This is a genomic window from Alkaliphilus pronyensis, from assembly GCF_009017275.1.
Classification (GTDB): Bacteria; Bacillota; Clostridia; order Peptostreptococcales; family Natronincolaceae; genus Alkaliphilus_C; species Alkaliphilus_C pronyensis.
Window position 1 is genome coordinate 43,989 of sequence record NZ_WBZC01000012.1, and the last position, 13,718, is coordinate 57,706.

Annotated in this window: 11 protein-coding genes; all 11 read right to left on the reverse strand. The window is 33.5% G+C overall.

All coding sequences use genetic code 11. From position 1 onward, the window contains the following. Positions 1-132: 132 nt before the first annotated feature. Positions 133-1,467 (reverse strand): nucleotide-binding domain-containing protein, encoded by a 1,335-nt coding sequence (locus F8154_RS04080; RefSeq protein WP_330577834.1) that lies wholly within the window; start codon positions 1,465-1,467, stop codon positions 133-135. After that, on the reverse strand, positions 1,451-2,575 hold the full coding sequence (locus F8154_RS04085; RefSeq protein ID WP_151860325.1) for an SAVED domain-containing protein: 1,125 nt from the start codon (positions 2,573-2,575) through the stop codon (positions 1,451-1,453). Before F8154_RS04085 ends, F8154_RS04080 begins: the two co-directional genes overlap by 17 nt. A 259-nt stretch (positions 2,576-2,834) precedes the next feature. Beyond that, positions 2,835-3,218, reverse strand: coding sequence for a hypothetical protein (locus tag F8154_RS04090; RefSeq protein ID WP_151860326.1), 384 nt, complete (start codon positions 3,216-3,218; stop codon positions 2,835-2,837). A 20-nt stretch (positions 3,219-3,238) separates the two neighbouring features. After that, a complete protein-coding gene (locus F8154_RS04095; protein ID WP_207706825.1) occupies positions 3,239-4,198 on the reverse strand; it encodes a caspase family protein in 960 nt (319 codons plus the stop codon). 58 nt (positions 4,199-4,256) lie between these two features. After that, a complete protein-coding gene (locus F8154_RS04100; RefSeq protein ID WP_151860327.1) occupies positions 4,257-5,240 on the reverse strand; it encodes a helix-turn-helix transcriptional regulator in 984 nt (327 codons plus the stop codon). A gap of 19 nt (positions 5,241-5,259) precedes the next feature. Next, positions 5,260-5,445 (reverse strand): hypothetical protein, encoded by a 186-nt coding sequence (locus tag F8154_RS04105; RefSeq protein WP_151860328.1) that lies wholly within the window; start codon positions 5,443-5,445, stop codon positions 5,260-5,262. A 144-nt stretch (positions 5,446-5,589) separates the two neighbouring features. After that, positions 5,590-5,811 carry a YdbC family protein gene (locus tag F8154_RS04110; RefSeq protein ID WP_151860329.1) on the reverse strand — a complete coding sequence of 74 codons (222 nt, stop codon included), beginning with the start codon at positions 5,809-5,811 and terminating at the stop codon, positions 5,590-5,592. 26 nt (positions 5,812-5,837) lie between these two features. Further along, complete coding sequence (locus tag F8154_RS04115) at positions 5,838-6,521, reverse strand: M48 family metallopeptidase (RefSeq protein ID WP_151860330.1); 684 nt, start codon at positions 6,519-6,521, stop codon at positions 5,838-5,840. 5 nt (positions 6,522-6,526) lie between these two features. After that, a complete protein-coding gene (locus F8154_RS04120; RefSeq protein ID WP_243141157.1) occupies positions 6,527-9,655 on the reverse strand; it encodes a type I restriction endonuclease subunit R in 3,129 nt (1,042 codons plus the stop codon). Further along, a complete protein-coding gene (locus F8154_RS04125) occupies positions 9,655-10,944 on the reverse strand; it encodes a restriction endonuclease subunit S (protein WP_151860331.1) in 1,290 nt (429 codons plus the stop codon). The genes F8154_RS04120 and F8154_RS04125 overlap by 1 nt, the downstream gene beginning before the upstream one ends. Then, a complete protein-coding gene (locus F8154_RS04130; protein ID WP_151860332.1) occupies positions 10,941-13,616 on the reverse strand; it encodes a type I restriction-modification system subunit M in 2,676 nt (891 codons plus the stop codon). The genes F8154_RS04125 and F8154_RS04130 overlap by 4 nt, the downstream gene beginning before the upstream one ends. Positions 13,617-13,718 lie beyond the last annotated feature (102 nt).

The window sequence follows — 13,718 nt, forward strand, 5'->3', positions numbered from 1 at the left end:
TCTTGGCATCTTAATTCCAGCACAAAGCCTTTACTCATATATGATACATATTGTTCCATAAATTAATTCATTTTTTCATCTCACTGCCAGAAATTGATTGAAATATTATAAAGTCTTCACATAATCTGCTATCTAAGCGATATCAATATTAACGACCTCTCTTGCTACAGTTCTTCCACTTCTTTTGACTGAACAAATCATAATATGAGGTCCTCTGTATTTTGTACTTTCCCAATGAATACAAGAATTGTGTTCCTCATGTTTGTGATGAGTATCTCCTGCTTCTTCAGCTTCATCACCATAGTTATATACTTCCCACTCGATACTATAAGGTTGTGGTATGTTATGGTTTGCTCTAAACATAATCCACTTCTTCTTTGGAATATAATGAATACCATGCGTTATTGGCAATCTTACATTACCATTCTTTCTAAAAAAAACATCAACATCAACATCAAGTCTGTATCCATCAGCACTAAATGAGTTAAACCATGATTTTGCGATATTCATTTCAGATACTATCACTTCTGCTGACCAGTAGCTATGATCAAAGAACTTTTTCCAAGCTTTTCTTGCTGTTTTCTCATCACATCCGTACTCGAATAAATCACTTAGTTTATCAAGTTTCTGTTCAAGTTTCTTCTTTAATCGCTCAATCTTCTTAGTTGTCTTATCATCATGATTTAAAAGTTGGTCAGTATGAACAGGATTGTATACATCCGTTGAACGGTCCAAGCGATTGTATATTGTAATCATGGTATTATAGAAGGCAACATCTTCACGATGATAATCTGGCTGATAACATTCTGCAACTAGTGCTGACAGTATGAACCCACCTGGCAACGACCACGTTAGTCGTGATTTCGAGAACATCTTTAATAGTCTTACAATTCTTCTCATTTGACCTTCACGAACTGTGGCACCAAATAATTTTTTAGGACTCTGATTATTAATCTCATTCGTGAACCAATTCTTTACCTCTACTGGATCTCTTTCTGTCCATGATTCCCCAGCATGTTCAAAGTAGGTATTTCCCCAAAACGATGTTCTCTGTCTATAAACAGCAAAATCTATATGATAACCATCTTTATACCAAACAGTAACTGCATTTGTTCGAGCTGTTGGAGGGTCTGAGAAATTTGTACATTTCTTCAATAATGCTGCTTCAACAATTTTTCTAGCTTCAGCTGGGTCGTCAGGAATATTGACTTCATCAAAAATTACCGCAATATCAATGTCATATTCCTTGTTATCATTTTGAGTCAAAGTGCTCATCGAGACACTACCCTGCTCATAATCTAGCAAAATCTGATAATCTGTATCTTCATCTTCATTAATTTCAACCAATCCATCTTTAAGTCGTCCAAGATTTAGAGTTTTATACTCTCTCAGCTTACTCTTCTCTGATTCTGAAAGTTTTACATGGTTATCATGAAATTCCAGGATGTTTTTACTCATGTCGTACATGTAATTCCCCCTTTTCTGATTCAAAATAAACGTCTTCACTTCTTCTATTTTCTTTGGAAAGTATCAACCCCCAAGGATAACGTATATCGTTCTCATTTTGTTTGGCATGCTCATAAATAACAACTTCCGCATCCATTCTTTCGCTTATTTTACTTCCTATGGTGAAGACAATTGACGACTGTGCTGACATGAATAAATGAATTCGTTTAATACTTGGATACTTATCATTAATGTCATCCATCAGTTTCCTGAAGGCGTTCTGATACTCAACGATTTGAGTTTTACTTGTTATAATTCCACGTTTTGGAACTTCTACTCCAAAATCAATTATATTTAGAACATTCAAAGCTAAGTTTTCAATATGTTCATCTTCAACCCTTGTTGTAAAATTAACTCTGACAATAAGTTCTCCACTATTTTTAGTTCTATCAAGAGGATTCTTAGAAGTTACTAAAATTTCAGGATAATCAGTATCCTCTGATAATCTTAACCATTCTTTCTGATTGTTGTCCCATTCGTTGAAAACTACATCGTATTTGTCAGAAATATTGTATCCAAGAAGCATTGTAAATGGTATGCTTGCTAAACCATAGTAATTGACTTGTGAATGATTTTCACGTTTAATCGTTTCTTGAATAGATTTTGTCAAATCGAATTGTTTCTCAATTGCTTTCTTTATTCCATAGTGTGATTTGTCTTTCAGTTCAAATCTCAAATCAATTTCATAGAGTTCTTCATCGTCTGACACAGGATTCTTATTTACTACATTTTCTATTGAATGTTGATAAATAGAAATATCTTTAGGCTTCGGTACCTTCTGTTTATGAACCATTAGCCAGTAGAACATCAATCCAATAGTCCATGATAAAAAAGCAATCGTTATTAACACAACCATTAAAGTTGTATTGGATTCACTTAAGTTTGTACCTAAATATTTATCGCTAAGACGAAGTAATAGGCTCTGCCAAATAGGTGTTGTTAATCCTGCAAGTAGTATTGTCCCACCAAAATTAAGAAAAAACTTTACAACCCAAGATTCAATAGGTTTCTTTGCGAATGGAAGAAGCAATCTCAATAATTCAACAATGTTTTCTTTTGAAATTTTCATAAATCACCTCATTTTTTGTCAATCAAAATATGAACAGTAATCTTAGTCAACAATAGAAATACTCCCATATTTCATCTAGTGTTTTCTTACCAATCTCTAACTGACAACTTACAATCTCCAGCTTATACTTTCAGTATTGATATATTGAATTAACCTACCATCTTTCATATCTTTAATCGATCTCTCTTATAAAGGATATTCAGTTAAATGACATCACCTTTTCCAACTGTCTAAATAGAATTTATGGAATAAAACAAGCCTACACATTTCTACTAATCCATGTTTCTAGAGCATCTTTTCTTTTTGATACAACAGGAATATTTAACTCTGAAATATATCTACTTGTACTTTCTGTAATTTTTATTGCAACTACAGGCTTTCCAATACTAATTGCAAATTTAATTTCATCAAGCGACATGCCCGAATTATTCGCTGGTCGATTTGAACAGATAATTACACTTGCATATTTGATTTGCTTTTGAATCTGCGGGTCTACACTGAATCTTCTATCAACACTGTCAAATGGTGAACTACTTGGCACAGAATAATCCCTAACACAATATTTTGTTCTATCTAGTAATGCGGTAATATCTGAATAGTCATTATTGTTCCAGCGATGTGGTATAAAAGCATTTATTTTCATAATCCTTATCCTCCAAAATATTAAAATCGTGTGTCTTTAGATAATTTCCAATAGTGGAACCCAAGTGCAGTTAACTTGCATGACTTACTTTTCATTACTGCAAAATACATATGTTCTTCATCTACCGGTTCAATTAACCCAACACTTTCAAAAAGTTGAAGCTCTTTGAATATATTTACATTTTCTTGCTTAGCATGTGGTTCTAATAATTCATGCTCATACTCCGGACTATTTGTAAACTCGAACGAAGGATCTAATCTATATTCATCACTAGGTGAACTAAAATATTGACCTAGCTTACGCAAAATACTTTTAGGAACCCTTGGCTCAATATCACGTATTGATATAAAATGAGAGATGTTGGTTTTGAAAATGGGACGTTGCTGCCAAGCTCCTAAAGATTGATCAATAAATGCATATATCCCTGCTGGAGTAATCTTGCCTGTTATGTCAGCAGCACTTCCTCTTAGGCCTTGTAAAAATAGACCCGTGAAAAGTCCTTGCCCTCCACTTTCCATAGCAACTTCATCTCTTGAGCTTGCGGTCATAATTGTAACACCTTCTCCAAGTGTGGATTCATTACTTTGAATTACTGGCGACTCTCCAAATTTCCCCGAATAACAACAATCTAATATGATTATTTTATTCTTGCATTTTGAGTTATTTGCATAACCTAGTACTTCACTCATTAACACACCTAAATCTTTACCTTTATAATCTGGCGTAACTAAATGTCCTTGCTCGCTTCCATGTCCTGAAAAATATAAAAACGAGGCCTCTGCATCGCCATTAAATAAGCTTTCAAGTAAATCTAAGAATTCAGCTTTGGACTTAATATTAAGTTTTAACGATACATCAAAGTTTGGACCACCATCACCATTAGTCTTCAGTAATTCTGCAACAGCACTTGCATCATTAACGCATCCTGCAAGTGGCGCATTTGGATACTCATCAATTCCAATAATTAATGCTTTTTTCAAAATATCACCTCTCAATTTTCTTTTCATAATCAGTCCTATTGAAAAACGCTAATCTACTTTAATAAATATGTGTTATTTTCATTATTGTACTAATCATTTCTTCTTTTAAGCTTTCTGGTTCAACTATCTTAACCTTATCCCCAAACATAAATAACCAGCTTAAAAAAGTGTTTGTAGCAACAACATCAACTTCAATCACGAAAGCATCTTGATCCACTTTTTGAATCTCAACTTCCTTTCCAAACCTATCAATTACAACATTAATCAATGAATTATCGAATTGAATTTTTACTTTTTCCGTATCACCGCTGAACATTCTGAAAATCTTTTTTGAGTAGTCAGCAACGTTAAACGCTTGGCACTCTCCCTCGAAAACTCGATCTTCATCAATTACCTCAATAGACGTCATACGATCAACTCTGAAGTTGCTTATGTCTTCGTATCGTTCATAAAATGCAATCATGTAGTAATTATCATCATCCCAAGTGAAAGCGTAGGGGCTCGCATAATACCATTCGCCATTTCTTCTATATTCAACTTGCTTGTCCAAGTTATAATCAAAATATTTAAAACGAATCTGCTTGTTCTCTTGAATCGCTTTGTTAATGTCATTTACGTTATAGTAAATGCTTTCGTTCATCGTTTTGATCTGATCCGATATCACAACATGTCTGTGAAGTTCTTGTGCTTCATGAACGCTTGTTAGTTTTTCAAGCTTACCTATTAACTCTTCACTTTTTTTATAAGTAATAAATCTTGAAGATTGAACTGCATCAACTAAGAGCTTTAATTCTGGTAATTCAAAATCTCTAACTCCAATAAAATACTGATTAGCTCTACCTTTTTGGCAGATGATATCCAGCCCAAACTCCATTAGCATTTCAATATCAGCATAGATTGACTTTCTTTCTGCTGATATTTCATATTTCCTGAGTTCTTCAATAAGCTCATTCACTGTTATTGGATGTTGCTCATCTGTTTGTTCCATCAATATTTTCATGATGTAGAACGGCTTGAGTTTTAATTTAGAATTGGCTCCCATACGTGTCCCCCTTTCTTATCTAAGTAAAAAGTTCTTTAACCCAATGGAATGAGCCACTAATCATCAATGCAATAACTAACCACAAAAGCTTGCCACCTCTTCTACCAAACCATATCCCAAAATAATCATTTGCAGACCGCATGATTTTGCCTGCCACTATATATGCAACAAATCCAATTACCAATACCTCAACTGGATTATTCATTATAAAATCTACAATTACAGTTCCGATACAGTCCACATCCTTTTTTTATATGGATTATTATTCCATTACATTTTTCCAAAAAAGGCACTCAAATAAAACCATGATTTATTAGAGTGCCCGTCAATGATGTCAGTTCATCTGTTTTTATAGATCCATGTCATTCAAAATTTCTTTTAACTTAATTAATTCATCTTTAGATAAAGTTACACCTTTACCCATTTTTTCGTGTTCAGTTGCCCAGTCTCGAATATCAAACTTCGCTTCTCTATCGTTCCAGCTAATAAGATTTAACTCTTTAGACCAGCCTTTATTGTTCTCAGATAAGACTCCAAGAGTTTCTTTAATTTCATATTTGATTTCTGCCATAAAATCCACCTCTCAATTTGGGTTTACTATAATTCTTCTTGAACTCTTTGACCATTTTCTTTAAGCCACAATTTAGCTTTTTCCATTTTCGGCAACTGTGCTTTTACAATATTCCAAAACTCTGGTGTATGATTCGCTTCAATTAGATGAGCAAGCTCATGAATAATAATATAATCAATTACAAACATCGGTGCTTGCATCAATCGCCAACTAATATTGATATTATTTTTCGTGGTACATGAACCCCAACGGTACTTATTATCTACAATTTTTATGCTTTCTGCTTCCACACCTAAGTCTTTAGCGAATTTCCTTGCTCTGGGAATTATTTTTTCTTTAGCACATCTTACATACCATTTTTTTAAAAGAACCAAATTCTTTTCCTTTTCCTGCATAGGAAACAAAAACTTATTATCAAATACTAGCTCATCATTAGTCGATTCTATTAATTCAACTTGATATTGATGACCTAAGTAATATAAAGACTCACCATTGATAATTTCTTTACCTGGTGCGTGTGGCTTTGCAGCAAACTTTTGCGGATGGCCTAACTTCTCATGAATCCACTGTTTTTTTGAATCAATGACCTGTCTGATTTTTTCATCAGAAGTATTCTCAGGTGCTAAAACCACAATTCTACGATCTCTTTCAATATTTATTGTAAGCTTTTTCCTCTTCTTCGACCTTCTTATCTCATATTTGATATCCATAAACATCACTCCGCATAAAGAATAGTATCATTATTCTTCTCTGCAATTTCCATAACACGACTAATAAGTTCATTTTTCTTACTAACCATGCCAGGTATTCTTATAAACTTTTTAGACAATAGCATTTTTTGAATTTCTGCTTTTAGTTTATTTCTTGCAGGAATACTATCCCAAAATCCAGAAAGACAAATTTCTCGTTCTACAAGTAGATATATTTGTTGCGTCAAATCCACTACTAAAGATATCTCATCATCATTAAGTTCTCTATCATCATATAGATGACGTTTAAAACTTCTAAAGAACGGCATTTGTTTCTTTTTATGCAAACCATAAGTAGGTTCTTTGCTGGCATTCCTTATACGCTCTCTTAACTTCTCAAGTTCTTCATAAATTTTGTTCCAGTTATCCTTGAATGCCAAAAAAACACCTTCAAGCGCTTCTGCAAAAGATGCTTGCAAATCTGGATCATCATCTAATTCAATATCGATATGATGTCGTATAGCATGCTCTACTTCTGCTGCTTTTGTTTTTGAACGTTTCCTTTTTTCAACTTGTTTCTGGAAATCATCATCTAGGATGGAAACCGGTTCAACCTTTTGCTCAATCCCACGAGACTCTAAATATGCATCAGTTAAACTCCTTAATTTTGGTGGAATACCCTTCATACTTAATCGTGCGTCTCTGAAATGCTTACCTGCTAATACATTTATTTCTGTCAGTGCTTGATAATCTGACATATACCCTAGTGCTTCTTTAGCAGGGAATACTAAATTTAGGTTACGTGTCAGCTTTTTAAATGCAAGCATATAATCAAACCGAATATCCTCATCATAAAACAAATCAAAGAAAGCATCATGATCAGTTAAATCTTCTAACCCATATTTCTTGAGTAATTCCATAATTTCTTTATAACTTAACTCGAGATCTCTTAACTCATCTTCGGGGAAGCTTAAAGCACTTGTTACTTCTTTTTGTTCTCTCTCATCGTAATTGTCTATGGCTTTCTTTAAGTGGTGTCCAATCCCTACGTAATCAACAACAAATCCTTTATCTTTTGATGAACCACCTATTCGATTTACACGAGCAATAGTTTGGAGTAAATTGTGTGCAATAATTACTTTATCTAAATACATGACTTGTTCTACAGGAGCGTCAAATCCTGTAAGTAACATATTATTAACAATGAGAATACCCATGTCACCAGAAGTCCCATCTTCGCTACTTCCAAAACTCAATTTGAAGCTTTTTATACTTGTCTCATGGTTAGTCTTATTTGAGTATTCCTTTAGGTGTGGTAAATCATTATGCCCACTTGAAATAATTACATCTGTTTTAAAACGTCTCAACTGCTTAATGTCAAGACTACTAGGATTATCAATCTCTAACGCCTTAATACGTTTATCAAGAGTTTTATCAATATGCGTCTTATATCTAACTGCTGCCTCACGAGAAGTTGCAACAATTTGAGCTTTGTATCCATTAGGGTATACATGTGTTAAATAATGGTCGACCATATCCATTGATTTTTCTTCAATTGTAGATTCAGCTTCCAGATATGCATCTCTAGATCCATAACCTAAGATTTCCATTCTCTGCTGTAGATTATAGTCGCTAAATACATCTTCAAATGCAGCATCCATTCCTGCTTGATCTGCAATCTCAGCATTATGTGTACGCCCTTCGTATACAATTTCTAATGTTACACCATCTTCAATTGCTTGACGCATTGTATATTTGTCAATATACTCGCCAAATACTTTTTCAGTTTTATCAATAGGTGTACCTGTATAACCAATCTTTGTCGCATTAGGTAGTCCTCTATCAAGGTTCGCCCCTAGCATAGAATATTGAGATCTATGGGCTTCATCAGTCATAATTAGAATATGAGGACTCTTGTTAAGCTCTGGAAACATTTCTACTAAATCAGCTTCTCTGAACTTATGAATCATGGCCATAACTAAATCAGAAGTATCAGCTTGCAGCAATTCCTTTAATTTTCGTATACTATTCGCAACTTTAACGGTAAAACCAATACTTTGACTCGTCTCTGTCAATTGCTCTTCTAATTGAGTTCTATCTGTAACAAAAACAATCTTCCATTTCGATAAAGATGCATGACGGTACATTTCTCTTACCATAAACATCATTGTCAGTGATTTCCCTGAACCTTGCGTATGCCAAATAATACCGCTTCTTTCTCTAGGACTCTTTCCTTCCAATAAACGATTAACGGCTAGTTTAACAGCTCTAAACTGCTGATATCTACCTACAACTTTTATAGCATGTCCTTTATCATTTGTTGAGAACAAAGTAAACGTACGGATTATATCCAATAAATTTTGCTTATCTAGCATACCTGCTACAAGTCGTTGCTGATCATTTGGACCACTTGCACCATGTTCTAACTCTTCAATACTCCTTGGATATGGATCTGCCCAACGGTAAAAATGCTTTTCATTATGCGTTGTTATAGTCCCAAACTTTGCTTGGTTTCTACATGTAACAATAATAAATTGATTATAGTAAAAGAGTGGAGAACTCCCCTCACCTTTGGCTCCACGCTGTTCACTGTATCTCATAATCTGATCAATAGCTTCAGGAAGAGCATCTTTAACTTTTGGCGACTTACACTCTACAACTACAACTGGCAATCCATTTAAGAACAATACAATATCTGGTTTAATATGATGTTCTGTCCCAAGTATTCTAACTTTCAACTGGCAAACCGCTATAAAGCTGTTATTTTCTTTATTTTTATAATCTACAAATTTGACTGTAGGACTGTTTTCTCCTGTTTTTCTATTCTTACTTACACTTGTATTCTCGAGTAAATAATGCAATACTTGCTTGTTATTTTCAATCAAACTTGTTCCTGAAACATTAGCTGTTAATTGCTTAATTACTTCATCTACCTGATCATCCTCTATCCAAGGATTAATCTCTTTTATTTGCGCTCTCAATACAGGCTCCATAACAACATCAGTAAAGCTACTTCGATGACTATCTTCTGGATGCTGTTTAGCATCCAGATCGATAATTTCCCAGCCTAATACATGTAATTGATCTAAAAAAGGCTTTTCAACGTGATTTCGTTCATCCATTTTTATATGTTCTGGTGTTATATCTATTTTCACTAGCTGACCACCTCCAGATCATTAAGTAAAGATGTTACACTCTTCTTTCCAGATAATAAATCTTGCATTAGAGCGACTTTAATTGATTTCAGCTTATTCAGATGTAAAGTATTATCTGTAATTGTTTGTTCACACTTGTTAAAAATTCTAGTTATTCGTTCTTGCTCTGGTGCTGATGGCATTTTGATTGGAATATCTAAAATATTTGATTCATTCAGATTAGCTTGCTTAGTACCACCTGCACTATCATACAATCTTTTTAAATAATCTTCACTGTGCAAAATGATTAATAAAAACTCAGGTGTTATATTATTAGTTACAAATTTACACACTCGTTGATTTAACAAGAACTCATCTTCAGTATCAATTTTCACAGCAAAGCCATAATCTCTTTTACCTACAGTTCCTGTCATAGACAAAATGATATCACCTTTACGAAGAAGAAATCTTGAATAATCATTTCTAAAACTTTCATCTAAGAATACTGGATCTCTGTTTAGTGACAATGCATTTTTAAACAAATTACCTATTCGGATAAGCTGTATTCCTTCTTCAACATAATCTTTGCTACTAAAAGCATAGCCTCCATAAATAGCTGCATAGCACCTAAGCGGTTTTACTTCCCATTCTATCGGAACTCGACCCAACTGTGTGTCTTTAAACTGATGAGATTCTTCAGAGCGAATATCCCCATTTTCATCAATGCCTTTGGTCAATAAATCTTGCATTAAGCCGGTTTTTATTCTTTTTTGTTTTGCGATTAAGTCCTCGAACTTCTCAATTGCAGAATCCACTGTTTCTATGACTTCAGCGATTTTAGATTGTACTAATTTTGATTCTGGATATAGAAACTTAATCCGCTTTAATTTTTCTTTATTTAACGTTGCACCTTTTATAGCTTGATCAACATCTTGAAGTAAATTCCACTTCTGAAGACCATAAAATAAAAATTTATTATCCAACTTTTCTGTACTTAATGCTGCAATTGCTTCATTTGTATACAATGGCCTTCCTGCAAAAGCAACTTTCCCAATAGTAAGTTTGAAACTTAATAAAATTTCACCTTTATGAATTTTTTTTACATTGGAGTTTTTCACACCTGCATCTGATATATACTCTGATGTTTCTGTAATATGACTTGCATTAAGGTCTTTAATTGAAACCCATAAATTCTCAGTCTCTTTTTCAGTATCCCAATAATCCTCGTTATTTCTAGAGGGAGTTCCACCAATTCGTATATCGCAAAAAGCTCCTAAAGTTCCTTCACTCCATATATCTAAATTCTTCATTTTATATATCCCAGACCTTTCAAATACTCATTCAATTGATTCATTGTTTCTTCGCACTGATTTTCTATCATTTCTTTGGAAACTGAATACTTAGCCCATAATTTTTCAATCGAACCGATTAACTGCCTCTTTTCAGCATTAAGATATCGAATCATTTCATCACTAATTTGATCGTAAAGCTTCTTTAAAATAAGTTCTTTAGATTTTTCCTCTGTTATCTGCCCACCGATAGCAAGTAGGACTTTGTCAGTATTATCAATTTTACTTTGTAGAGTACTTTTATCCTTCTTTAAAGCACTGATTTTTCGCTTATCACTTGAATTTTCTGGGTTCAATACACTATTCTCCTTGTCAATTTGTTGTATCAATCGAGAATTTTCTGCAATAAACTCAGCACTACCCAAACGCTTTAACTGTATCTTTAACTCTAATTCATCAGCCTTCTTTTTTTGCTTAGACTTATTGTCTTTGATACGTTTATCTAGACCTAGTATTCTATACTGATGCTCTTCAAGTTTTTGTTTTTCTTTAACTGCAGATATTGAATTATTATCTTTGAGATCAGCAATTTGGTCTTTTAAGATTTTTTTAATCAATGTTAAACTCAATGATTCTTCTTCATCTAATTCATAACTAGATTCTTCAAAAGCTTCCTCTATTGATTCCGAAAGCTCATTTTCAAGCTCTGAAATTTTGTTCTCTATAAACTCTATCTCATCAGCTTCATTTAGGAAAAATTCATTAATCAAATAGATATCTGGAATCAAACTATGGTGCCATCCGGTAGAAATAATGGTCTTGAGATCATATTTTATATTTCCCCACCAATTCACAAAAACTCCAGCGGTTTGAAACTCTCCAAGTGTTCCTAGAGTTATGAGCTTATCTTTAATGGTATTTAGCAATTCCAGTCTCACTTCTGGCATTTTCTTTCCATCTCTTAAATCAGAAAAATCTTCTTTTGCCACATCCCACCACTCTTTTAACTTAATATGATGTTGAGAATAAATGGACTTAACAGTTTCAAGCCTATCAATTAGAACTTTAATATCACCCTTTGCCTTAATTTGATCATTAAATCGTAAATATCCTTCTCTATCATCAGAGAATGCTACATTAGTATCTAATTTAAACTTTGAAAGCTCATCATTTAAGGCATCTACTTCGTTCTGAGGAATACCTCCAATCAGATGACCTTGAACATCTTCAGGTTCTGGTTCAGGTGTATTATCTACGTACTTCCTGATATTAAGATCATAATCATGTTCTCTAACAATCTTTTCCTTATCAACGATCCTGCTGTATTTACATATTTCTATTTTATTTGTAAATACATAGTCAATTTTCTCTATATCCTCAGGTCTTAATTTATTTTGAGCCTTACCTTCTGCATACTCTCTATCTGCATTAATAAATAATACCTTATCTTTCAAATCGTCTGGTTTATTTTTATTCACAACTAAAACACATGCAGGTATTCCCGTTCCATAGAATAAACCTGGTGGTAAGCTAATAATTGCCTCAATAATATCGTCTTCAATGAATATCTCTCTAATCAGCTTCTCTTTTCCACCTCTAAAGAGAACACCGTGTGGCATAACAGTTGCCATATGACCGTCAGGTTTTAAACATGCAATCATATGTTGAACAAACATTAAGTCAGCTTTTTTTCCTGTTTCAGGACACCACTCTCTGAACCTGTTTGGATATTTTACATTTGCCTTACTGTAATTTTGAGAAAATGGAGGATTTGCAAGAATTCTATCAAACTTTATCAATTGCCCATCTTTTATATTCAAAGGATCTTCCAATGTATCACCATTTTCAATAGTGAATCTAGTGATATTATGCAGAATCATATTCATATTACAAATTGACCAAACAGTTCCATTGGAATCTTGCCCGTATAGAGATAAGTCATTAGGATTTTGCCCCTGCTCTTCTACATACTGATGTGCTTGTATCAAAAAACCACCTGAACCAGCAGTTGGGTCATATATTGTATTACCTTCCTGCGGTTTTGTTATTTGAACTAGTAAGCGAACAACTTCAGCAGGCGTATAAAATTCGCCACCTTTTTTTCCTGCACTATCAGCAAAGTATTTTATTAAATATTCATATGCTGCACCCAACAAATCTGGAAACTCAAAATTATCATTAACCAATATAAACTTTGGATTATTGAAATGATCCAAAAGGTCCTTCCATTTTTGATCCGTAATCTTTGTTTTCCCTTTTATTGCATTAAAATTGATGTTGTTTTTTAGAACACCTGCCAATGCGTCATTTTCATCCTCAATAGCTCCTAACGCTTTATTAAGCATACTCCCAATATCTTGTTTCAAATCTTTCAAAGCAGGTACTTGCTCACCATTCTCATCAATCCAAGATTCATTCCATCTAGCTCTTACTGGTACAAAGAAGGTTTCGCCGTATGACGTTTTATCTTCTAATATTTCTTTCAATAATTCAGGTTCATCTTTTAAATGACTATAATCTCTTTCCGATAAAATCTTACGTTTTAAATCAAATTCATCAGACATTCTTTTCAAAAACAACATTCCAAAAATAAATTCCTTAAATTCAGATGCATCCATTTTACCTCTAAGAATGTCCGCTGCTTCTAGCAAAAAACGTTCAAGTTGAGCTAATGATATTTTTTCTTTATTCATTCTATAATCCTCCAAGTATAACGGCCTATAAGCCAGTTTTTTACATAGTAAACATTTACTCGTACATTACAAATATTGCTAATTACTATTTTAACGCTTAAT

Excerpts from the sequence above, each read along its gene's own strand:
- F8154_RS04105 (WP_151860328.1), bottom strand. The coding sequence starts at position 5,445 with ATGAATAATCCAGTTGAGGTATTGGTAATTGGATTTGTTGCATATATA.
- F8154_RS04115 (WP_151860330.1), bottom strand. The coding sequence starts at position 6,521 with ATGGATATCAAATATGAGATAAGAAGGTCGAAGAAGAGGAAAAAGCTT.
- F8154_RS04090 (WP_151860326.1), bottom strand. The coding sequence starts at position 3,218 with ATGAAAATAAATGCTTTTATACCACATCGCTGGAACAATAATGACTAT.
- F8154_RS04110 (WP_151860329.1), bottom strand. The coding sequence starts at position 5,811 with ATGGCAGAAATCAAATATGAAATTAAAGAAACTCTTGGAGTCTTATCT.
- F8154_RS04130 (WP_151860332.1), bottom strand. The coding sequence starts at position 13,616 with ATGAATAAAGAAAAAATATCATTAGCTCAACTTGAACGTTTTTTGCTA.
- F8154_RS04125 (WP_151860331.1), bottom strand. The coding sequence starts at position 10,944 with ATGAAGAATTTAGATATATGGAGTGAAGGAACTTTAGGAGCTTTTTGC.
- F8154_RS04085 (WP_151860325.1), bottom strand. The coding sequence starts at position 2,575 with ATGAAAATTTCAAAAGAAAACATTGTTGAATTATTGAGATTGCTTCTT.
- F8154_RS04100 (WP_151860327.1), bottom strand. The coding sequence starts at position 5,240 with ATGGGAGCCAATTCTAAATTAAAACTCAAGCCGTTCTACATCATGAAA.
- F8154_RS04080 (WP_330577834.1), bottom strand. The coding sequence starts at position 1,467 with ATGTACGACATGAGTAAAAACATCCTGGAATTTCATGATAACCATGTA.